Source organism: Enterococcus haemoperoxidus ATCC BAA-382 (genome assembly GCF_000407165.1).
GTDB lineage: Bacteria > Bacillota > Bacilli > Lactobacillales > Enterococcaceae > Enterococcus_L > Enterococcus_L haemoperoxidus.
This window is the reverse complement of the sequence record NZ_KE136479.1, coordinates 1,384,352-1,407,954: the sequence shown is the minus strand read 5'-3', so window position 1 is coordinate 1,407,954 and position 23,603 is coordinate 1,384,352. Positions and strand designations below refer to the sequence as shown.

The 23,603-nt window shown below is 35.9% G+C and carries 23 protein-coding genes; 18 read left to right on the top strand and 5 right to left on the bottom strand.

From position 1 onward, the window contains the following. Window positions 1–304: 304 nt before the first annotated feature. From I583_RS06590 to I583_RS06560, 7 genes are read left to right on the top strand one after another with little or no spacing between them, the layout of a single operon-like run. Window positions 305–751: a PTS sugar transporter subunit IIA gene (locus I583_RS06590; RefSeq protein WP_010761287.1), complete on the top strand. Its 447-nt coding sequence runs from the start codon at window positions 305–307 to the stop codon at window positions 749–751. 12 nt (window positions 752–763) lie between these two features. Then, window positions 764–1,042 (top strand): PTS sugar transporter subunit IIB, encoded by a 279-nt coding sequence (locus tag I583_RS06585; RefSeq protein WP_010761288.1) that lies wholly within the window; start codon window positions 764–766, stop codon window positions 1,040–1,042. A gap of 31 nt (window positions 1,043–1,073) precedes the next feature. After that, window positions 1,074–2,333 carry a PTS ascorbate transporter subunit IIC gene (locus I583_RS06580; protein WP_010761289.1) on the top strand — a complete coding sequence of 420 codons (1,260 nt, stop codon included), beginning with the start codon at window positions 1,074–1,076 and terminating at the stop codon, window positions 2,331–2,333. Between the two features lie 26 nt (window positions 2,334–2,359). Beyond that, complete coding sequence (locus I583_RS06575; RefSeq protein WP_010761290.1) at window positions 2,360–2,974, top strand: KpsF/GutQ family sugar-phosphate isomerase; 615 nt, start codon at window positions 2,360–2,362, stop codon at window positions 2,972–2,974. Between the two features lie 16 nt (window positions 2,975–2,990). Beyond that, entirely contained in the window at window positions 2,991–3,884 is an 894-nt protein-coding gene (dapA, locus tag I583_RS06570; protein ID WP_010761291.1) for a 4-hydroxy-tetrahydrodipicolinate synthase, read from the top strand. Window positions 3,885–3,896: 12 nt separating this feature from the next. Then, entirely contained in the window at window positions 3,897–4,535 is a 639-nt protein-coding gene (gene eda, locus I583_RS06565; RefSeq protein WP_010761292.1) for a bifunctional 4-hydroxy-2-oxoglutarate aldolase/2-dehydro-3-deoxy-phosphogluconate aldolase, read from the top strand. Window positions 4,536–4,589: 54 nt separating this feature from the next. Further along, window positions 4,590–6,662 (top strand): BglG family transcription antiterminator, encoded by a 2,073-nt coding sequence (locus I583_RS06560; protein ID WP_010761293.1) that lies wholly within the window; start codon window positions 4,590–4,592, stop codon window positions 6,660–6,662. A gap of 65 nt (window positions 6,663–6,727) precedes the next feature. On the opposite strand, the gene yidA is transcribed toward I583_RS06560, so the two are convergent. The 4 genes from yidA to I583_RS06540 all read right to left on the bottom strand — a co-directional run bounded on the left by yidA (window position 6,728) and on the right by I583_RS06540 (window position 10,216). Next, window positions 6,728–7,534 carry a sugar-phosphatase gene (gene yidA, locus I583_RS06555; protein ID WP_010761294.1) on the bottom strand — a complete coding sequence of 269 codons (807 nt, stop codon included), beginning with the start codon at window positions 7,532–7,534 and terminating at the stop codon, window positions 6,728–6,730. A 23-nt stretch (window positions 7,535–7,557) separates the two neighbouring features. Next, window positions 7,558–8,928, bottom strand: a complete 1,371-nt coding sequence (locus I583_RS06550) for an HD domain-containing protein (RefSeq protein WP_010761295.1) — start codon at window positions 8,926–8,928, stop codon at window positions 7,558–7,560. Window positions 8,929–9,009: 81 nt separating this feature from the next. Continuing rightward, complete coding sequence (locus I583_RS06545; protein ID WP_010761296.1) at window positions 9,010–9,864, bottom strand: lipoate--protein ligase family protein; 855 nt, start codon at window positions 9,862–9,864, stop codon at window positions 9,010–9,012. Further along, window positions 9,857–10,216, bottom strand: coding sequence for a hypothetical protein (locus I583_RS06540; protein ID WP_010761297.1), 360 nt, complete (start codon window positions 10,214–10,216; stop codon window positions 9,857–9,859). Before I583_RS06540 ends, I583_RS06545 begins: the two co-directional genes overlap by 8 nt. 195 nt (window positions 10,217–10,411) lie before the next feature. Here I583_RS06540 and I583_RS06535 point away from each other — a divergent pair, with 195 nt between their 5' ends. The 11 genes from I583_RS06535 to I583_RS06490 all read left to right on the top strand — a co-directional run bounded on the left by I583_RS06535 (window position 10,412) and on the right by I583_RS06490 (window position 20,980). Continuing rightward, window positions 10,412–11,410, top strand: a complete 999-nt coding sequence (locus tag I583_RS06535; RefSeq protein WP_010761298.1) for a thiamine pyrophosphate-dependent dehydrogenase E1 component subunit alpha — start codon at window positions 10,412–10,414, stop codon at window positions 11,408–11,410. Next, the gene (locus tag I583_RS06530; protein ID WP_010761299.1) at window positions 11,407–12,396 is read left to right on the top strand and encodes an alpha-ketoacid dehydrogenase subunit beta; all 990 of its coding nucleotides are present in this window, start codon (window positions 11,407–11,409) and stop codon (window positions 12,394–12,396) included. The genes I583_RS06535 and I583_RS06530 overlap by 4 nt, the downstream gene beginning before the upstream one ends. Window positions 12,397–12,398: 2 nt before the next feature. Further along, complete coding sequence (locus I583_RS06525; RefSeq protein WP_010761300.1) at window positions 12,399–13,340, top strand: sugar-binding transcriptional regulator; 942 nt, start codon at window positions 12,399–12,401, stop codon at window positions 13,338–13,340. 123 nt (window positions 13,341–13,463) lie between these two features. Further along, on the top strand, window positions 13,464–13,898 hold the full coding sequence (locus I583_RS06520; protein ID WP_010761301.1) for a YwiB family protein: 435 nt from the start codon (window positions 13,464–13,466) through the stop codon (window positions 13,896–13,898). Window positions 13,899–13,973: 75 nt separating this feature from the next. Beyond that, a complete protein-coding gene (gene rpoE, locus I583_RS06515; RefSeq protein WP_010761302.1) occupies window positions 13,974–14,606 on the top strand; it encodes a DNA-directed RNA polymerase subunit delta in 633 nt (210 codons plus the stop codon). 305 nt (window positions 14,607–14,911) lie between these two features. After that, complete coding sequence (locus I583_RS06510; RefSeq protein ID WP_010761303.1) at window positions 14,912–15,745, top strand: PRD domain-containing protein; 834 nt, start codon at window positions 14,912–14,914, stop codon at window positions 15,743–15,745. 21 nt (window positions 15,746–15,766) lie between these two features. Next, window positions 15,767–17,752 (top strand): N-acetylglucosamine-specific PTS transporter subunit IIBC, encoded by a 1,986-nt coding sequence (nagE, locus tag I583_RS06505; RefSeq protein WP_010761304.1) that lies wholly within the window; start codon window positions 15,767–15,769, stop codon window positions 17,750–17,752. 193 nt (window positions 17,753–17,945) lie between these two features. Beyond that, the gene (locus I583_RS06500) at window positions 17,946–18,398 is read left to right on the top strand and encodes a hypothetical protein (RefSeq protein ID WP_010761305.1); all 453 of its coding nucleotides are present in this window, start codon (window positions 17,946–17,948) and stop codon (window positions 18,396–18,398) included. Between the two features lie 15 nt (window positions 18,399–18,413). Next, window positions 18,414–18,578, top strand: a complete 165-nt coding sequence (locus I583_RS16860; protein WP_010761306.1) for a hypothetical protein — start codon at window positions 18,414–18,416, stop codon at window positions 18,576–18,578. 203 nt (window positions 18,579–18,781) lie between these two features. Further along, a complete protein-coding gene (gene tuf / locus I583_RS06495; protein ID WP_010761307.1) occupies window positions 18,782–19,969 on the top strand; it encodes an elongation factor Tu in 1,188 nt (395 codons plus the stop codon). A 138-nt stretch (window positions 19,970–20,107) separates the two neighbouring features. Continuing rightward, entirely contained in the window at window positions 20,108–20,980 is an 873-nt protein-coding gene (locus I583_RS06490) for a PhzF family phenazine biosynthesis isomerase (RefSeq protein ID WP_010761308.1), read from the top strand. Between the two features lie 32 nt (window positions 20,981–21,012). On the opposite strand, the gene mprF is transcribed toward I583_RS06490, so the two are convergent. Next, on the bottom strand, window positions 21,013–23,601 hold the full coding sequence (mprF, locus tag I583_RS06485; protein ID WP_010761309.1) for a bifunctional lysylphosphatidylglycerol flippase/synthetase MprF: 2,589 nt from the start codon (window positions 23,599–23,601) through the stop codon (window positions 21,013–21,015). Window positions 23,602–23,603: the final 2 nt, after the last annotated feature.

Below are 23,603 nucleotides of genomic sequence, written 5' to 3'. Positions count from 1 at the left end.
TAAATTACAATAAGATTCTTAAAAAAAGATGATTCAGTGTAGTGTTTGTTTTGAAATAGTGCATTGTTTGACACAAACAAAAGAAATAAGGAAACTGTTCGATCGAGATATTTTACATTTTCTGAAGGTTTTTCATCAAAGAGCAATTTATGTTGAACTTACCTGATTTTGATAGACCACTTTTTGTTTATGAGGCAAACAAAATAAGGCAGCAAAAGAGATTGAAAACGTTTCATAAACAGATTATATTGAAATGGAACCAATAAGTCGTACGCTTGGTGAAATTTAAAAGGGGTGTTGCATATTGTTAAGTGAGATGATAAAAGAAGAATTTATCCAATTAGAACTTGAAGTGACGGATTGGGAAGAGGCAATCCGAAAATCCGCAGAACCTTTACTTATTGGAGGTAAAATTACATCTGAGTATATCGAAAAAATTATTGAAACAACGCAAAAAATAGGCCCCTATATTGTGATTACAAAGAATGTAGCGCTACCTCACGCACCAACTCAATATGGAGCATTAGATTTAGCAATGGGCATAACGACACTAAAAACGCCAGTTAAGTCAGGAAATAAAACCAATGACCCAGTGAAATATCTTTTTTGTATGAGTGCCAAAGATAGTGAAACACATTTAGAATCGATGGCTGAACTTGTCAATTTATTAAGCGACCAAACGTTTTATCACGTATTAGATACCGCAAAAAAACCAATGGATATTTTAGACTATATCATTGAATCAGAATAGGAGATGGACAGTATGCACAAAGCATTAGTAGCTTGTAGAGCTGGAGTCGGTTCAAGCTTGATGTTAAAAATAAAAACGGAACAAGTAATCAAAGAAAACGGGTTTCCCATTCAAGTTGAGCATTCTTCCTTAGATGCCGTATCAGGTTTTGATGGTGATTTATTAATAACTTTAGCGGATGTCGCAAAAGAGCTAGAGTCACAAAACTTAAAACAAACGATTATCGGCATCAATAATATCGTGGATAAAATCGAAATAGAAAATAAATTAAGTGAATTTTTGAACCGTTGATACGTTTGTACACATAAGGAGATGAAAAAAAGTGGATTTTATTATTAGTTTTTTAAGCACACCAGCTATTCTACTTGGTATCGTGGCGTTTGTAGGACTAGTTGCACAAAAGAAAACAGGCACCGAAATTTTAACGGGTACATTTAAAACAATTATTGGGTTTATGGTGTTTAGTGCGGGCGGAGCGTTGATGACTGGCGCTTTGCAGAATTTCAATAAACTATTTCAAACAGGATTTAACATTGTCGGTGTTGTTGCTTCACCTGAAGCGGCCACAGCTATGGCACAAGAACAATATGCTTTGGTAACATCCTGCACGTTGATCTTAGGATTTTTAATGAACTTAGTCTTTGCGCGCATTACGCCAATGAAAAATATCTTTTTTACCACAGGACATAGTTTATTCTTCGCTTGTGTTCTTTCGTTGATCATCAAGTCTCATGGAATTTCTGATGTTGCTGCAATTATTTTAGGAGGAACAATTTTAGGTTTTTGTTCTGCTGCTCTTCCTCAATTATGTCAACCGTTTATGCGGAAAATTACAGGCAGTGATGATGTTGCAATTGGTCATTTTAATATGATTGGTTATTCGCTATCTGGTTATATCGGTAAACTTTTTAGCAAACATGAAGATAAAAGTACCGAACATATTAATTTTCCGAAATGGTTGTCTTTTTTTAGAGACTTTTTGATGGGTGTTGCGGTGATTATGCTAATTCTCTTTTATGTATCCGCTTTAAAAGCGGGACGTGACGTTACACAAGAATTGGCTGGAACTACTCATTGGTTAGTTTTCCCGATGATTCAAGCATTTACTTTTACAGCAGGGATGTCTATTTTAATGACAGGTGTACGTATGTTCTTGGCAGAAATTACAGCTGCTTTCGTTTCTATTTCCGAAAAATTTATTCCAAATTCTCGTCCAGCATTAGATGTTCCAACTGTCTTTCCTTATGCACCAACAGCTGTCATTGTAGGGTTTCTTTCAGCGTATGCAGCAGGGTTAGTGGGTGTTGCAATCATGGTGATCTTTAAATTTCCAATCGTTATCATTCCAGCAGCTCATATCTGTTTTTTCTCTGGCGGAACGGCAGGTGTTTTTGGTAATTCAACTGGTGGATGGCGTGGAGCTGTGGCAGGATCGTTTATTGTTGGATTGCTACTAGCCTTTTTACCCACGATTCTTTATCCAGTATATGGAAGTATGGGATTAGAAGGGTCAACATTCCCAAATATTGATTACAATGTAATCGGAATATTTATTGAAAAAGTATTAAGTCTATTTTCCTAATATAATAGATTGGAGATATAGTTAGAATGATTAGACAACAAAGAGATCAGGTACTATTAAATTTTTTTGAAACAACAACTGAAGAATTAACGAGATTCATTCAAGGGATATCGGTAGAACAATTGTTTAAGGCTAAAGAGTTGATTCTAAAATCTGAAAAGAATGGAGGTCGCGTTCATGTGACTGGAATTGGTAAGCCAGGGCATGTAGCTGAATATATCGCCTCGTTATTTTCTTCGACAGGAACACCTGCCTACTTTTTAGATGGAACTGAGGCAATTCATGGGTCAGCTGGACAAGTTAGAGAAGAAGATATCGTTTTATCTATTTCAAATAGCGGTGAGACAGAAGAATTAAAAAAAACAGTCCGAACACTCAAAAATAATGGAGCCAAAATTATTTCTGTTACGGGTAAAAAAAACTCATGGCTATCAAAAAACAGTGATTGTTTTCTTTTTGCTGGGGTGGAAAAAGAAGGGGATTCGCTGAACAAGCCTCCCCGCGCATCAATTTTAGCGGAAGTCGTGATTCTTCAATCTTTAAGCATTGTATTACAAGAGGAAAAAGGATTGACGAACAAAGAATATGTCAAGTGGCATCCTGGAGGAGCGCTAGGTAAAAGTATCTCAAAAAATGAGTAAAGAAAGGTGAACTAAAATGAAACCAGAAGGAATCATTACAGCAATGGTCACCCCTCTAGATAGAACTAATAGTATCGATTTAGTTGTGACAAAGCAATTGGTGAATCATTTGATCGATAAAAACGTCAATGGATTGTTTATTCTTGGAACGAATGGTGAATTCCACGTATTAAGCGATTTAGAAAAACTAAGGTTTGCTGAAACCGTCATTAACGAGACAAATGGTCGACTGCCTGTATTTATAGGAACCGGTGGAAATAGCACGGACCATGTTGTTTCTTTATCAAAAGAAATGACAGCTTTGGGTGCAGACGCTTTATCTGTCATCACGCCTTATTTTGTTCAACCTACTGAAACTGAACTGATGAATCACTATTTTACGATTGCAGATGCTAATATAGCACCTATAATGTTATATAATATACCAAAGAATACTGGAATAAGCATCAGTTCTAACACCGTTAGAAAACTAGCTGGACATCAAAATATAATTGGTATCAAAGATAGTAGCGGTAAGATCGACAATCTAAAAGAATATCTTGCGGTATCCAAAGAACAAAATTTCTCTGTTTTGTCTGGATCAGATTCGTTGATTCTAGATGCTTTAAAAATAGGTGCTACAGGAGCGATTGCAGCTACTTCAAATGTATTGACTGAAATCGATGTAGCGATTTATCAATACTGGTTAGAAGGTAAGGTAGAAAAAGCGCAAATAATGCAGAACAGTATTGAAGAATTCCGTCGTATTTTAACGTTAGGTACTATTCCATCTGTTTTAAAAGCCGCAATCAGTTATCAAGGAATCAATGTTGGGGATCCAAGATTGCCTGTTTTACCACTGAGTGATGAAGTATTATCAGAAATAGCTCAAACAATGGATTATTATAAAGAAAATTTTTCATTTATATAAAGGAGGGTAATTATGCTTAGAACAAGTATCCTAAATCGAATTGAAGAAACAAGTATCATGGCGATTGTTAGAGTGCATACGATGAAACGAGCTGTTGAAATTGCGGATGGCTGTTTAGCAGGTGGAGTAGATTGTTTAGAAATTAGTTATACTTTACCTAATGCAGGAGAGATCATTCGGCAGTTGAATGAACAATACCAAGAGCAATTACTAGTTGGTGCAGGAACTGTTTTAGACAGTGAAACGGCTAGATTAGCTATTTTGGCTGGGGCCAAATTCATTATCGCTCCTAATTACAACGAATCTGTTTGTAAATTATGCAATCGATATCAAATCCCTTATATGCCTGGGTGTACCAGTATGACAGAAATGATCATCGCAATTGAAGCAGGTGCGGCAATGGTCAAGGCATTTCCGATTTCAACGTATTATGGACCGACATTGATTGCGACGCTGAAAACACCGACGCCTCATCTTCCCATTATGTCATCAGGTGGCGCTAATTTAAAAAATATTGATGAATGGTTAAAAAGTGGAGTAGATTGTGTTGGGATTGGCAGTCTTTTGACCAAAGGAACAAAGGAAGAAATCACAGAAAACGCCAAAAAATTGAGACAAGCAGTTATAAAAAACAGAATGCAAATAAACTAACAAAACGTAAGACTTTTAATAGCAAACAAAATTGTTTTTGGAGGAGGGGATTTAATGACTGATGAGCGCTCTAGAATACTGATGAAACGGTTGATTGAACGTTCAATACATGAAGTAGATGAACTAACGGATCAAACGGGTTTAACCAAAAGACAATTGGAGTATTCACTAGATAAAATCAATGAATATGTTACAACCGAGAAGGGCTCCAAGTTAGTAATCGAAAATAATCGGATTATATTAACGAACCAACTCCGAGAACAATTTATTGCAATACTTTCAGATAAAACGTATTTAAAAGGGTATTTAATGAACGCTTGTGAACGATCAAAATATTTGTATCTATTATTATTTTACTTTTTAGATGACTATCTTTCGATCAATCATTTTATTGAAGAGCTAGGAGTGGGCAAGACAACTATTATCAATGATTTGAAAAATTTGGCGATTGAATTGGAAAGGGAAAATATCCAACTTGTTTACACTAGAAAAAATGGCTATCAGTTAGTTGGAAATGAAGAACAAATTCGGTATCATTTGATGAAAATGATTATTTGGGATTCAACTGAAAATAATACAGTGTTTGTATATGATCATTTTATAGAAAAACATCAAATTGAAACAGTTGATTCAACCAAACAATTAGTTGAAAAATATACAAAGAGGTATGGCATTTCGTTTGTGGAAAACCGATTAACTGAGTTTCTTTATACGTTTATTTTTCTAAAAAAGAGATTGCTCTCTTTAACAGCAAATGTCAACCCAAAATATCAATTATCCGCATTGATTGCAATGAAAGAATACCAATTTTCTAAAAGTATCTTAATACATTTTGGTATTGAGGATGAGTCTGCACGTGTGTATCTATGTGCTTGGATACTTGGCTTGTCAATTGGACGTCCAAACGATTCAACAAAAGATTACGAAACAATAATAGATCTAGTTAAACGGATCATCTTGCGTTTTGAAGCGATATCGGGTATTCGTTTCAATAATCAAGAGTTGGTCGTTCGTCAATTATATACACATCTTAGACCTGCTTATTATCGTTTGTATTTCAAATTACCAATCGTAAATCCACTTCATACTAAGATAAGAGATGAATATAATGAGTTGTTCAATATTGTGGAAGAAACCTTAAAACCGATTGCTTCTTTATTTGAACATCCAATTCCAGAAGATGAGATTGCTTTTTTAACAATGCATTTTGCTTCTTTGTGTTCTAGTTTTGATGAATATACAACCACTCAAAAGGTTGCATTAATTGTTTGCCCAAATGGAATTGGAAGTTCTTCTATAGTTTATACTGAGTTAAAAGTTCTTTTTCCTGAATTGTCTTTTTTAGGTCCAGTTGAAACAAATGAAATCGAACGTTTGTCAGATTCTTACGATTTAATTTTTTCTACAGTACCTAACATTCGTTTATTTTATACAAAAAAACCTGTTTATATCGTTAGTCCCATTATGAATACACGGGAAAAATATCGCTTGATTAGTGATGTCTATACGCAAATCGGTAATAGCAACTTTAAATTACCAAGTGTTGGCAAGATTATGGAGATCATTCAACGATATGCTGCGATTAGTGAAGGGGCTTCTTTAGAAAAAGAATTATATGATTATCTAACCAATCAAGAAGAGCAAACCGAAAACAATGAAGAAGGGCCCAGTCTGTTAGAAATTACAGCACCTGAATTGATTCAACTTGATATGCATGCTAAAAATTGGGAAGAAGCGATTCGACTTTCTGCGGCATCGTTATTAAAAGAGGGTAGAATTACCCGAAATTACATCGATACAATTATTGAAACTGCAAAAAATGAGGGTCCTTACATGGTAATCTCTAAACATGTTGCATTACCGCATGCAAGACCTGTTGACGGTGTAGAAAAATTAGGAATGAGTATCAGTGTATTGAAACATCCCATTGTGTTTGGCAGTCAAGAGAATGATCCGGTTAAATATATATTTTGTTTGGCAGCAACAGAAAATAATCGTCATTTAAATGCAATGGCAGAGTTGGTAAGATTATTGGATGACCCTCAATTTTATGATTTGTTGGATACTAGTAATGATCCTAACGAGATTTATCATTATTTATCAAGGAAGGAAGTTTTACTAGGTTGAAATGAGGAGAGAAAAATTAAAGAAGCAGTTTGCTGAATGGCTGCAAACTGCTTTATACACGACAATTACATATATTTTAATAACACTTCAGCAACGCCGTCTTCATCGTTACTGGTTGTTTGAATATCAGCAGCACGTTTTACACTTTCGGTGGCATTTCCCATAGCGACACCAATGCCAGCATATTCGATCATTGAAAGATCATTTTCGTTATCTCCAATCGCCATTGTCTCAGATTGAGAGATACCTAAATGTTCTGCAAGTTTTGCTAGCGCATTGCCCTTACTAGCTTCTTTGTTTAAAATTTCATAATAAAATTCAGTACTTTTGACCGTGGTATATTTACTGCTAAATTCTTCTGGTAGTTGACCAATAGCGCTGTCCAGAATTTCCGGTTCATCGATCATCATCATTTTAATAATCGACATATCAGGAGTCATCTCATCAACCGCACGGTATTTCAGAGGCATATCAACAAGATATGCTTCATGTACAGTGTATTTACCAATATCGCGATTAGCTGTATAAATCGCTTTATCATCGATCGTGTGTAAATGAGCACCGACTTTTCTGGACATTAATTCTATTTCTAAAAAGTCGTCATAACTTAGAGTATATTGTGAGATGATTTCATTCGATTTGGTTGCCTGTACCAATGAACCATTGTAAGTTATCACATAATCATTGTCGCCATACAACTCTAACTCAGCCAACTGTTCTTTTACACCTGGCAATGGGCGTCCTGTACATAAAACAATATACATGCCACTTTCGTTGGCTTTTTGCAGCGTTTCTTTCACTTTAGGGCTAATTTTTCTGTTTGAATCAAGCAAGGTTCCATCAATATCTATTGCAACTAATTTGACTGACATAAGTTCCTCCTATAGTTTGTTCTTTAATTTTTTTCTTCGACTAATGCACCGTTATGAATATAAGCAGCAAATTCACGATAAGTGTCATCAAATAAATCATAATGGTGCTGTCTTTTTGGGTCAACCATTTCTTTTGGAAAATAAAAACGTTCATCGATTTGTGTTTGCCCAGCGAGTGCAGCTACTAGATGACTGATTTTTGATAACTCAATCAAGGTACCATCTTTTTGCATGATTTCAATTTGGGTTCGGTGACTGTCTTTTTCTGGACGATAAAAATCATAAGGTAGATCATAACTTGAGTTGATTGCCGTATAGTATTTTGGATTGTACCCTACTTTTTCGATTAAGGCTTTTAAATGACGAATCGTCACAGAGTCCCGATTACCAGAGAATGTAGCCGATTTTAACGGTTTGCGTATTAAAAATCGGTTCGCTAAATCGTTAAGAATTGGATCAGGTAACGAGGTCCACTGAGTAAAGTAGGTATTTAAAACACCATCGTCTAATTTTAAATATTCCTGTAGTGAAAAGGTCCCCTTGAAAAAGGGCACCAGAAGTTGAGAATGTAGTTGATAATCTTCTGGTTTTTCTTCATATAATTCTTTTGCCCGATGAAGCAGATGATCCAAAATTACTTCCATACCACGAGATACAGGATGAAAATAAACTTGTACATACATTTGATAACGGCTAACAATATAATCCTCAACGGCATGCATTCCGTTCATGGCAAAAGCTAAACCATCTTTATAAGGACGAATGACACGTAAAATTCTAGTTAGATCAAAAGTACCATACTCAGTTCCCGTAAAATAAGCATCGCGCAACAAATAATCCATACGATCAGCATCGATTTGACTAGAAATCATTTGAACAACCTGAGGATTGGGGTATTGTTTGGTGATGACACTAGCCACTTTATCAGGGAAATCTGCCGAAACTCGATTCAATATTTGAAAGACTTCCGTTTCAGGGGAAGTGATGATTTCCACAGTGATTGCTTCATGATCTGTCTTGAAAATATGCTCAAAAGTATGAGAATAGGGTCCATGACCAACATCATGAAGTAAAGCAGCGCAAAGTGTAACTAAGCGTTCATTGTCATCCCAACCCTCAGCACCTAGTCGTTCAGAGGAATAATTTCGTTGAAAAATATCACAAATGCGTCGAGTTATTTCATAAACACCTAAAGAATGAGCAAAACGACTATGTTCTGCACCATGGAAGGTAAAAGAAGAAGTACCTAATTGTTTGATTCGACGTAATCGCTGTACTTCTGCTGAATTGATTAAATCTAAAATGACTTGATGTTGTACATGAATATAATTGTGTACGGGATCCCTAAAAACTTTTTCAATTGGTAATAGTTGATATTTATAAGGTGTTGGCATTGTTTCACTCCTTTTTGTTGATGCTCCTAATAATGCTGTAAGAGCTGATGGGTCACAGCGATGCATCATAGATACACAGTGCTAATCCAATAGTTGGTTTCGTTGCTCCATTTTTGCTATTTGTTTATCCATTTCTGTTGTAAACCAGTCAGTCGTTGCTAATTTCGGCAGTATTTTTTCGTCACTATTCATTTCGCTATAATCTAATAATACGTTAATCAATCGTTTTTTAACTTCAGTAATTGTTAATGGCTGCTGGAGCAGATCTTCTAAATTTGCCATGACAGCTGGATCGACTGGAGGATAACCATTTCTACCAAAATCTTCGTGTAAACTAGCTTTGTAGAAATGACGGACACTTTCACCTCGTTTTTGTTGGTCCCCGTTGATACTTAAATAAATCATGATCGCAATTCCGTCTTTTACTCGTCGCTGAGCGATACCTGCAAATTTTTTACCATCGATACTTAAATCGAATGTACCTGGACAATACGATTCAGTAATTTCAAACGCTTCGATGGAGTGTTGGCCATCTTCAAACGCATATTTAATCCAATTCCACATATGAGTGTAAGCATCATCTATAGTTATTTTCTTTTTTCCTGTATTTGGTAAAATCAATGAGATATTCAAAATACCATCATCAGCAATCACACCTAATCCACCAGCATTACGAATCACGACATTATAGCCATCTTGTTTCAAAGAGGCTAAACCATTTTTTAGGTCCGTTACCCGGGTATCTTTCATCCCAAGAATCATTGCTTGATCAAGTTGCCAAAAATGAATGATCGGCTGCTGGTTGATTCCAGAAAATGTAGTCAAAGTATCCGTTAAAGCAAAAGGAAGAAAGTAGTCCTGTTTAGTTAAACAACCTTGATCGTATAAAAATAGAGTGTTTGTATTTGTTGAAAGCAGTTGATTTAAATTAGTCATCTTGTTCTTCATCCTGTTTTACGCGAGAAACGTAGTCCTTCACTTCTTTATTCATTTGATTATATTCATTCGTAAAACGCATCGGTTTACTAATAATCCTCATCGGCATGGTGGCTAAAAATTTACTGAAATCCTGTCTAGCTTCTTCAGTTAAACGGCCTGGCTTAGAAACTAAGCGTTCATATAAATAATGATAAAATTGATTCATTGCATCGATATCAATACTCATTTGATTATGACACTCTGTACATTCAATGCTGGAAATAATTTCATTCATGTATTGAATACCATGGAGTGTTTCTTTTTGGCAATGCATACAAAATAACATAGCTTTTTCATCATGAAATAACATTTGGTTCCACCTCCATGTTCTATTATATACGAATTAAGAGAAAAATCATGCTTATCTGTGTAGAAATAGCTAGGAAATTTGATAATTTATAAGGAATTAAAAAAGTTGAAGAGAATACCTTGCTATCACTATAAGAAAATTATAGAATATTTACATATGATCTAATCTAGAACAAATGTAAAGAGGGGTGGAAAAATGAACAAAAGGGTGAATAAGATACAACAAACTAAATTGATTGATGGTATAGAAGCACTGAAAAAAATGTGGGAAATTCGTATTTTTGAAGAGATGATCCAAGAACTTTTTTCTGCTGGGGAATTGTACGGAACAATGCATCTTTGTATTGGACAAGAAGCAACAGCTGTTGGTGGAGCAGGTATTTTAAGGCAGAATGATTGGATTGTTTCAACACACAGAAATCATGGACACTGTATTGCAAAGGGAACAGATATTAGAAGTATGTTTGCTGAAATGCTAGGAAAGAAAACTGGAACCAATGAAGGCAAAGGTGGTAGTATGCATATTGCTGATTTAGATGTAGGAAACTTAGGCTCCAATGGTATTGTTGGAGCTGGCTTCCCCATTGCTGCTGGTGCTGCTTTGAGTGCGCAAATGCAAGGAACAGACCAAGTTGTTTTATGTTACGCTGGGGACGGTGCTACAAATGAGGGAAGTTTTCATGAAGCACTGAATCTAGCTTCTATTTGGCAATTACCAGTTATTTACCTGATTGAAAATAATCAGTATGGGATGAGTAGTTCTATTAAGCAAATGGTTAATATCGATAAGCTCTCTAATCGAGCAATGAGTTATGGTATTGAAGGGATAACAATTGATGGTAATAATTTGACTGAGGTATCGCAAACTGTTTCGAATGCTGTTGAAAAAGCCAGAAATGGTGGTGGACCTACATTGATTGAAGCGTTGACCTATCGTCATAAAGGACATTCTAAATCGGACAAGTTATTGTATCGCTCAGATGATGAATGTCAACAGTGGAAAGAAAATAATGATCCAATTTTCCGTTTAGAAAGTGAACTAATGAAAGAAGGTACACTGCTAGAAGCAGATATTCGAGAAATAGAAAAAACAATTCGACAAGAGTTAGCTGATATAGTTGATTCGGTGAAACTTGATAGTGAACCAACAATCGAAGACTTATGGACTCATGTCTATGCGGAGGATGAAGTATGAGGACGATCACTTATTTACAAGCAATCAATGAAGCTTTAGATGAGGCTTTGGCTCAAGATGAACGTGTTTTCTTATTAGGGGAAGATATCGGGATTTATGGTGGTGGTTTTGGCGCAACTCATGGACTTCAAGAAAAATATGGACAGCAACGTGTTCGAGATACACCAATATCCGAAAGTGCTATTACTGGGGCTGCGGTAGGGGCCGCTATGACAGGGATGCGTCCGGTGATGGAACTACAATTCTCAGATTTTATTACGGTAGCGATGGATCAATTAGTCAACCAAGCGGCAAAAATTCATTATATGTATAGTGGTAAGGCAAAAGTCCCTTTAGTCATGAGAACAGCATCTGGTTCAGGAACTGGGGCAGCGGCGCAGCATTCACAAAGTTTGGAAAATTGGATGGCCCATATTCCAGGTTTAAAAGTAATCCAACCGACAAATGCGTATGATGCAAAAGGTTTGTTGCACGCAGCTATCAAAGACAACAATCCAGTAATGTTCTATGAGCACAAATTACTCTATAGCACAACTGGAAATGTTCCAGAAGAACCGTATACATTACCAATCGGAGTAGCGGATATAAAACGATTAGGTAAAGATGTAACGATTGTTGCAACTGGAATTATGGTCAATAAGGCCTTGGAAGCTGCAGAAATCGTGAAAACAAAAGGTATTTCTGTGGAAGTTATCGATCCAAGAACATTGGTACCGCTTGATAAAGAAACGATTTTAACTTCTGTTGAAAAAACAAAACGAGTTATTGTTGCAACAGAAGCCGTTAAAAATAGTGGATTTAGTGCAGAAATCACGTCGATTATTGCTGAGTCTAAGATTTCTATGGATTTAAAAGCGCCAATTGTCCGTTTAGGCGGAGCATTTGTCCCAATGCCAGCACAGAAAATATTAGAATCAAAAGCGACACCACAATTAGATTCGCTGGTTGAAGCGTTGGATCAAGTCATGGGAGAAATTGAGGTTTAATCATGAAAATTAGTGAAGACCGTAGAAAAATGCTAAAGATTGTTACAATGTATTATGAACAGGGATTAACTCAAACAGTTATTGCAAAAAAAATGGATATCTCACGACCGGTCATTTCTAAAATTTTGCAGCAGGCAAAAGAATTAGGAGTAGTTTCAATTTCAATCAAAGACGAATCTGCTCATGCTGTGGAGCTTGGGCTGCAATTAGAAAAAAAGTATCAACTCAAAGATGTGATCGTAATACCGACTAATGAGCAAAAACAAGTAGAATCATTGAAGAAAGAAGTTAGTCGGTCTGCTTCATTTTACTTGAAAGAACGGTTAAAGGCAGATATGAGTATTGGTTTATCTTGGGGAACGACTTTAGCTGACATGATCGATGAGATGCCTTATTGCTCATTTCCAACCATCAATGTTTATCCTTTAGTTGGCGGTATTTCTAGTGAACATCTTTATTTTGATACAAATCATCTAGTCTTTCGATTAGCTGAAAAACTCAATAGCCGTTGCCAGTACTTTTATGCACCAGCTTTAGCTGAAAGCAGTATATTAGCTGACGTTTTGAACCAGTCACAATTAGTTGGAAATTCGATGAAACAAGCTAAAAATGTCGATTTTGCAATCATTGGTGTAGGTAATCCAAATGAAAGTTCTACATGGAAGCGTCTTGGTTATATAGAAAAAAAAGAGTTACAAATAATAAAAAAAACAGGTGTCAAAGGGGATGCTGTAGCGTCCTTATTTGACAAAAATGGGCAAACCGTTAACAATGAAATAAGCAAGCGGATGTTAGGGATTAAGGTTGAAGACTTAGTGAACATACCCGATGTAATGGTGATTGGCTGTGGTGAGGAAAAAGCTGAAAGTATCAGACCATTACTACGTGGTAAAAAATGTACTATTTTGATTATAGATCAAATGATTGCAGAAGCTTTGCTTTAAGCTTGACTGGTATGTTTGGTGAAAGATAGAATGGATATGCTAAAAAATAGTGTAGTTAATTTTTATTTTTCAGTCGAGACTGAAAAAGCCCATTACACTTTTAAATTAAGGAGAGTGCTTTTAATGGATTTATCACAAGGAACACCAGTATCTATTCAATTGAAAACAATAGTAGATCAAGCTGGTGAGAAAAAGAACTTTTATTTTGACTTGGAAGGTCAAATCGTAAAAATCGGAGATACATTATATATTCGTTATAAAGAAGAACAAGAAGAAGGGGAACCTGTTCCTGTGACGATCAAAGTTGAACCTGATGGAAAAATTCAGCTAATTCGTGCTGGTGGTCTTAGAATGCGTTTGAAATTTGCTTATCAAGAACGTTTGGAAACGAGTTATAAAACACCATATGGGTTATTTCAAATCACGACGTTTACCCGCAATTTACGCTTTAGTTTAAAGGATCAGCCGATTGCAGGTAGCATTTTGATTGATTATGATTTATACTCTCAAGCCGAAAAAATCGGGGAATATCATTTAGAACTAGAATTTACTGCGTAATTATGCAATAATCAATTGATTTTTTCTCCATGTTTTTGTATGATAAGGAGTAGACTGTGAAAGGACGTGTACCGTTTGGAAATTAATGTATTTGACGGGTTGAACAAAGATGAATTATCCATGATCGAAGTTGCGCACGCAATTTTAGAACAACGTGAAGATGTGATGGACTTCTCTGATTTAGTAAACCAAATTCAAAATTATCTTGGAAAATCTGACAGCGAAATTCGTGACTCTTTAGCACAATTTTATACTGACTTAAATATTGATGGCAGTTTTATCTCTCTTGGAGATAACCGTTGGGGCTTGCGCTCATGGTATCCAATCGATTCTATCGACGAAGAAGTAACACATGGTTTAGACGAAGATGAAGAAGACAAACCACGCCGTAGAAAACGTAAGAAAGTCAATGCCTTTATTATTGATGCTAATGATGAAGATGTGATCGACTACAACGACGATGATCCGGAAGATGCTGAATTAACGGATGAAGATGACGACGATATTCTTTACGATGATGATGACGATGAAGAAGATGAAGAAATCAAAGCATACAATTCAGATCTTCAAGAAATCGGAGCAGATTCTGATGATGAAGAAGAAGTGTTGCCGGGAATTGAAGAGGATCTTACAATTATCGATGAGGATGATGTAGACGACGACTTCGATGATGAAGACGAATACGCAAATCCTGAAGAGGAAGTATAAAGTCTTAAAATATGAGTGTTCTCGCATTGAGAACACTCATATTTTGATTCATTAGATTTAAAAAACTAGATTTTTAGTTTAGTAAGAAAAAACTAGATCAAAATGATTGACAAATGGTCTATATCTTTGTAAACTATCACTGTTAACAAAAATGAATAGCGTTTTCATGTGACTAGATAATACTAGGCATGGAAGAATTTCAATAAAATATGATATACTCATATTTTGACGGGATTGTTCTATGCTTTTTTTGTTGTCTTATAGCAGGGGAACGGACAATCTACTTCTGCAGAAGAGGAATGTTTATGAAAATCAAAAAGGTGCTTAATCAAAATGCTGTACTTGTTGTTGATGCTGGACAGGAAAAAGTGGCAGTTGGTAAAGGCGTGGGTTTTAACAAAAAGAAAAACGATCTGTTATTCCTACAACAAGTGGAAAGAATGTTTGTAATGGAACCAGAAGGTTTGAAAAAGCTTCAAGTTTTATTATCACAAATCGATGAAAAGTATTTTTTTGTCACAGAAGAAATCATTTCTCATGCTGAGACAGTGCTAGGTGAAAAATTGAATGAACATATCAATATTGGTTTGAGTGATCACATTGCATTTGCCGCAGAGAATATACAAAACAATATCATTGTGCGAAATAAGCTTTTAAATGAAATTGAAATTCTTTATACAGAAGAATTTTCAATTGCGCAATGGGCAGTGGATTATTTGACACAAACGTTAGGCATTCCATTTAGTTACGATGAAGCAGGCTATATTGCAATCCATATTCACAGTGCTCGTAGCGGACGAACGGATAATAGTAAAAGTATTCGTGAAGTCACTATTGTTTCAGAAATTATTCATTTGATCGAGCAAGAATTAGGTATCAATATACATGATGAAAAGATGAGCCTAAGCTACTCAAGACTAGTCAATCATCTCCGCTTGTTTATTCACCGATTTCAACAAAGTCAGTATGCAGTTTTAGACGATGAAATTTTGGATGTTGTGCGTAAAAAATACGCAGAAAGTTACGAAATATCTAAAAAAGTTCAAGTTTTGTTAATGAGAAATTTTCACTACCAAGTACCAAATGAAGAATTAGGTTATCTGGCTATTCATATCGAACGGCTGAGGATGATCAAATAAAAAACAAGGAGAGATACAAAAATGAAAGCTTATATGCAAAGAATGGGACGCTCATTGATGCTTCCTGTAGCGGTATTGCCAGCTGCAGCAATTTTAATGGGTATTGGGTATTGGATTGATCCTAATGTAATGACTGGTTTAGGGGATCCAAATTTTCTATCTGTCTTTTTAGTTAAAGCTGGTGGCGCAATTATTGATAATTTACCAGTTTTATTCGCAGTAGGGTTAGCACTAGGTATGTCAAAAGATAAAGATGGAGCAGCTGCCCTTAGTGGTTTAGTTGCCTTCTTGGTAGTAACAACATTACTTTCGACTGCAACGGTAGGTGCAATGAAAGGTATTCCTGTAGAACAAGTGGATCCTTCTTTTGCTAAAATTGGTAATGCATTTATTGGGATTTTATCTGGTTTGATTGCAGCTTCAATGTACAATCGATTTAGTCAGGTGAAATTGCCAATGGCTTTATCATTCTTTAGTGGTAAACGATTGGTTCCAATCATGACTGCTTTAGCAATGTTAGTGGCTTCAGGTGTGTTATTCTTTGCTTGGCCAATTGTTTTCTCTGGATTGGTTAATTTTGGGGAAGCTATTTCTAAATTAGGTGCAGTTGGTGCTGGTCTATACGGATTCTTTAACCGTCTATTAATCCCAACTGGTTTACACCACGCATTGAACTCAGTATTCTGGTTTGATGTTGCGGGTATCAACGATATCGGTAACTTCTTATCTGGTGCAGGTGAAAAAGGTATTACAGGTATGTATCAAGCTGGTTTCTTCCCAATGATGATGTTTGGTTTACCAGCAGGGGCGTATGCAATTTACCGTAATGCACGCCCTGAAAAGAAAAAAGCAACTGCATCATTGATGATTGCAGCAGCGTTTGCTTCATTCTTTACTGGTATCACTGAACCATTAGAATTTTCATTCATGTTTGTTGCCTGGCCATTATATGTTTTACACGCTATTTTGACAGGAATTTCGTTATTTATTTCTGCATTCTTCCACTGGACAGCTGGTTTTGCTTTCAGTGCTGGTTTAGTCGATTTTGTTTTAAGCTTGCGCAATCCAATTGCAAATCAACCGTATATGTTGATTGTTCAAGGATTAGTTATGGCAGTTCTTTATTTCTTCGTATTTGATTTCGCAATCAAAAAATTCAATTTGATGACTCCTGGTCGCGAAGAAGGAGACGGCGAAGAAACGCCTGATATCGATACAACGGGTGATAACAAATTTGCGGTTTTAGCTAGTAAAATTTATCAAGGTCTTGGTGGAGATGCCAATGTTACGTCAATTGATAACTGTACAACTCGTTTACGTTTAACTGTTAGCGACACAAGTAAAGTCGATCAAGCGAAAATCAAAGCAACTGGCGTTCCGGGCGTGAAAGTGATCGATGATACGAATATTCAAGTTATTGTTGGAACAGAAGTTCAATTTGTAGCCGATGAAATGACTAAAATTCGTAATGGTGCAACACCAGTTACTTCAGGTGAACCTGCAAAAAAGCCTGAAGCGAAAACTATAACACCAAAAGCAACTTCAAAAGAGACTGAATTATTTGCTGTTGCGAACGGAAAAGTTATTCCAATTTCAGAAGTCCAAGATGATGTCTTCTCAGCAAAAATGATGGGTGATGGATTTGCAGTTATCCCAACGGATGGTGAAGTATCAACTCCTGTTGCAGGTAAGATTACAAGTATTTTCCCTACAAAACATGCTTTAGGAATCCAAACAGATTCTGGTATTGAAGTATTGTTGCACATGGGCTTAGACACCGTTGAGCTAAAAGGTGCTCCATTCACTTTACACGTTGAAGAAGGTCAAGTTTTGAAACAAGGTGATAAAGTAGCGACAATTGATCTAGCAGCTTTAGAAACGGCTGGTAAAAAATCTGATTTAATCGTTGTCTTCACAAATCAAGATATTGTTGAAAAATACGATTTAGTAAAAGCAAACCAAACAGTTTCTGCTAATGATTCAATTGGTAAAGTAACTGTAAAATAAAGACTTAAAAAACTATCCGAGAAAATTTCTCGGATAGTTTTTTTCTACGGTTGCTTTATTTTTTTTGTATGATATGGTTAAAGTGTACTTGTTTTATGTTATCCAGTTGAAAGAGCTAGCATTACCCTCTGCCTCGATTTAACGAAGGCCGACAAGATCTTTCAGCTTATAATTTAGGAGGAGATTATCTTGCATGAATAACGCTGGACACAAAGAAGTGCCAGTTGATGATCATACGGTTTCTTTGTGTCATATTGGTAAATATGATGAAAATGAGGAGCAGGTTCAAATGATTATTATTAAAGGAAACAATCCAAGAAAAATCAACAAAATTTGGGAATTAGTAAAAAAAGAGCATACAGGGAAGAAAATTGCGATTATTGGCTATCCTGGAGGAATTCCCCATAATTTTATTCGTGCAAAACAAATGCCAGCATATGAAACAATGACAAAACACAACATACTTGATGATTTAACCCGTTTTTTAAAAGAAACAAAAGATCGATTTGAAGCAATCATCCTTTACATTGATTGTGAATCTCACTTAATAGATTCGATAACGGAAACAACAAAGTCTTATAAAGAAAAATTTATCTTAACTGTTTATGATGAAAAAGTATATGAGCAAGTGGTTGATGGAGAATAAAGGTGGTAATATACTATGAACGAAAATACTGAACGACTGTTGGGTCTAATTCAAAAGTTTCAAGCAGAGGATCTGTCATTAGATGTTGCAATAGAACTTCGCCGATTATCAGCAGAGTTTACGAATATATGCGGAGAAGCTGTTGAACAGAAGATGGATCAGTTTTACAAAACTAAGTAATTTATTCAACTATAGCAAAAGAAGAACAGAACTATTTCTGTTCTTCTTTTGCTATAGTAACGACAAACTCATTTACTTATAAATAGTAAGCAAATAAATTGTGTATTTATTTTAAAGGTATATAATAACACTATAAAGGTCAGATATGGTCAGTTAAAACTGATTGTCTATGGAACCTTTAAACAAAATAGGAGGTTTGTAAAATGGCAAAACAACATTATGACAGAAGTAAACCACATGTAAATATCGGCACAATTGGACATGTCGATCACGGAAAGACTACATTGACCGCTGCAATCACAACAGTATTAGGGAAAAAAGGCCTAGCAAACCCGCAAGACTATGCTAGTATTGATGCAGCACCTGAAGAACGTGAACGCGGCATTACAATTAACACATCACATGTTGAATATGAAACGGAAGCTCGTCACTATGCCCATATCGATGCGCCAGGGCACGCAGATTATGTTAAAAATATGATCACAGGCGCAGCCCAAATGGATGGAGCAATTTTAGTTGTATCAGCAACGGATGGACCGATGCCCCAAACCAGAGAACATATCTTATTATCTCGTCAAGTGGGCGTAAAATATTTAATCGTTTTCCTTAATAAAATAGACTTAGTCGATGATGAAGAGTTGATCGATTTAGTTGAAATGGAAGTTCGTGAGTTGTTGAATGAATATAATTTTCCAGGAGACACTACTCCAATCATTAAAGGCTCTGCCTTAAAAGCACTACAAGGCGACCCTACAGCAGAAGCGGCGATCGTGGAATTGATGGACACGGTGGATGAGTATATTCCAACGCCAGAAAGAGACACAGACAAGCCATTATTATTACCAGTGGAAGATGTCTTTTCAATCACAGGTCGTGGAACAGTTGCGTCTGGTCGAATCGATCGAGGAAAAGTAAGTGTTGGAGATGAAATAGAAATTGTTGGTATTAAACCTGATACGCAAAAGGCGGTAGTAACAGGAATTGAAATGTTCCGTAAAACGTTAGACTACGGGGAAGCAGGGGATAATGTCGGTGTTCTTTTAAGAGGAATTACTCGAGATGAAATTGAACGCGGACAAGTCATTGCAAAACCAGGATCAATTACACCGCATACTAAATTTATTGCTGAAGTTTACGTTTTAACAAAAGAAGAGGGCGGACGGCACACACCGTTCTTTACAAATTATCGTCCACAATTTTATTTCCGTACAACTGATGTAACTGGCGTCGTTGAATTGCCAGATGGAGTTGAAATGGTCATGCCAGGGGATAATGTCACAATTGATGTTGAATTGATTCATCCAATTGCGGTAGAAAAAGGAACAACTTTTTCAATTCGTGAAGGTGGACGAACGGTTGGCTCAGGTATTGTCACTGAAATACAAAAATAATAAAAGAGTCTATTTAGAATTAAAACTCGAAACAAAACGGACCATTCGTTTTGTTTCGAGTTTTTTTATCGCAAAAACAGAATCCATCTTTAGTCAGATATGCTATACTATTTAAAAAAAGTGAAGGGATTATAGAAGATGAACTGTACTGTTTTAAGAGTAGATGCATTCACCACTACCGTAGGCAAAGGAAACCCAGCTGGTGTGGTACTTGACGGAGATCGATATACAACGGAAGAAATGCAGAATATTGCGAGAGAAGTTGGTTTTAACGAGACTGTTTTTGTTTGCTCCAGCGAGATTAGTGCATTCAAATTAAGATATTTTACTCCTGGTCACGAAACACCACTATGTGGGCATGCTACAATTGGAGCGATTTTTGCTCTTTTTAACGGACAAGGTGACCAACAATTACAGATTGAAACTAGTGCAGGTATTTTACCAATCATATATAAAGCAGACAGCAAAAAAATTACAATGAGACAGGCAAAAGCTCAGTTTATTGATTTTAAAGGAGATAGTGTAGCTCTTTGTCAAAGTCTTGGGATAAAATCAGAAGATTTACATCCAAATTTACCTATTCAATACGGTAATACAGGGTCATGGACATTGATCGTTCCAGTGATTGATACAACGGTCTTAGATGAAATGGAACCAAATCAAGAATCATTTCCAGAAATGCTAAAAGAAATGCCTAATTCATCTATTCATCCTTTTGCAATTTGCAATAAACAAGTAGGGCTGTGTACAGCCAGACACTTCTCCTCACCATTTTCTGGAACAACAGAAGATTCAGTGACTGGAACAGCTTCCGGTGTGATGGGGGCCTATTTATTAAATCATACTTATGTGGACCAAGAAAGTATTGAAATCAGGGTTTCTCAAGGTAAGCATGTCAAAAGTGAAGGGATTGTCTTGGTTCATGTTATAAAAGATGCTAAAGGCGCACATCAAGTAAGTATTTCAGGAACTGCATGCCTCAACAAAAAATTTGATGTGATTATAAAATAAAAGATAGCTGAAAGATCTCAGCTATCTTTTATTTACCGTTGGTATCTATTTCTAAGAATCCGGCGAACACCATGCATCTTCTTCTGTTTTTCAATCGGAGCATTGTCTAAGATCAATAACACAACCATCACGTAAGCAATGAAACTGTTTCTTGAGTATAAGGTGTATCTAGATACCCACTCAGACGCGTATTTTTCTTTATAATCACGTAGCCCTCGGAATGAATAGAAACGTGAACCAAATTCATAAACCAGATAAGCAATCCGTTCTTGAATAAAACTTTTTTTTGATGTTCCAACATTAGATAAAGGAGCCATCCCTAAATTAAAATAAGTGAAGCCTTCATCGTTCATGTAGTTAAACAAGGAAATAAATAGGTAATCCATCACACCGGATGGCGCTTCTTTGCTATAACGCATTAAGTCGATCGTACCTTCTTCTTTCGTATAGGTTGGCATGATATTTGCAAAAGCGACGATTCGATCTTCTTGGTTTTTGGCAACAGCTATTTTTCCTCTTTGTAAATAACTTTCAGAAAAGAAACCCAATGAGAACCCTTTTTCTTTACGACTACCAAGCCATTCATCGGAAACTTGTTTCAACTCTTGCATTAGTTCGTTAGAGAAAGGAGGGGAGAGGACTTCAAATCGATAATTTTCTTTTGTAAAACGATTCATAACAGCTCGTTCACTCTTCATTTTTTTACCTGACAAAGTGAAGTTCGGCAAGTCTACATGTGCTTCTTCTCCCATTTTGATGAAGTCATAACCAAATTCATGTAGGAACATCACAACTTCTTCAGATGCTTCATAGAAGACAGGTAGATAACCCCATTGATCCGCTTCGTTGATAAACTGTTCAACAGCAGCTGAAAAATCTTCTTTTTTACCGGATGGATCTCCCATAACTACACATTTATTATTTAATGTTTTAAACTGTAGTAAAACTGTATCCTCATTATTTTGATCAGTGTAAATATACATATCTTTATCTTTGAGAAAAATCAGTTGACTATCGGTATTGCCACCATAAGTAGTCAAAAGATTAAGAGCGCGCTCTTCATCTAACGGAGTTCCGATTGTGTGTTTTTTACCTTCGAGATAACGAATAAATAAATAACTAAATAGTGTCACTAAACAGATGCCAATAAAACCAGAAAACCAAATTTTTTCCGATGGAAATAAAAAGAATGAGATAAAGTGACGTTTGTGATGAGGAAAAGTCGGTAAATTGTATACACCTATCACGATATATAAAATGGTTAACGCAAGAAAAATGATACCGTCAATCGTAATCATTTCCCATGAGTAAACTAATTGTTCTCTGAATAGTTCTCTTTTTGAGAAAATGATGATTACGAGTAAAAGGCTAAGAAAAACAATGACACCCCAACTGAAATCTTTAAAAAATGTATAGACCAACGTGATCAATATCAACCCAATCGTAGGCAAATATGCACGTTTGACTCTAGCAGCAATTCCTCGTCCCATAATTAGCAATAAAAAACCTAATAAAATAGCAGGTAGTTGTGTAATGAGATGGAAAGAAAGTGGGTTGAATTTCTTTAACCAACTAAATTGACTAAAGGCTTCTGGAATCGTAGCAGAAAGAACGATCATAATGCCTGAAAAATACATGAGAAAAACAACAAACTTGTGCGCTAATTCTGTCGTTAGTTCTCTTGGAATACCAGAATAACGAGTATTTAAACTATGACTTAGATTTTTTACAAAAAAGATAGCACCGATCATGAACGGTATAATGTAATAAAATAGGCGATAGAGTAAAATCCATGCAACTACGACTTCTCGATCGATCCCTAGAGCGGATAAACCGACAATCATCATGATATCAAAACTACCCAATTCCCCAGGAATCATGGAGACGATCCCGATGACAGAAGCAGCTATGAAAAGAGGGATGATTTGGACAGGATTCATTTTGACGCCCATCAACATGCCAATCAATAAAAAACTGCCTAAAACACCAGTCCATTCTAAGAATGAAGTCAAAATAAGTCCAGCGCGTGTCGAATGATCAATATCGCCGATATATTCATCTTTTTTGATCAAGCTTGCAACTATAACAACAGGAAAATACAAGCCACCGCCGATCAACCAAACCCAATATTGTTGTAAGTAATCATTAGTATGACCAAACATAACTATGAAAAAAGCAATCAAACTGTAAATCGAAAGACCAGACATCAGAAAAATTAGGATCTTCGAAAGCGCTCGAACAACCATTTTGCCATCTTTTTCTTTTCCATAAAACTCTGAGCGCAATCCAATACTAACTAAGCCGCCAAATCCAGCAATATTATTGATTGTATTGATCATCCAACTACTTTCAATGAGAAAAATCTTTTTAGGCTTTTGTTTCAATATTTTATTTAGAATCACGTCGTAACCAATCATTGGTGAAACGGCAATTAGACCAATTAGGAACATCAGAACAATCTTCCAAATAGCAAGATCTTGAAAAATAGCCCCGAGTTGTTCGAATGAAATTGTTTTACTGATAGAAAGCAATTCGCGAAAAACAATCACGACTACTGAAAAAATAAAGATTGTTTTAAAATAACTGACATGATCTTTGATCCATTGAAGCATTTTTTTCATTA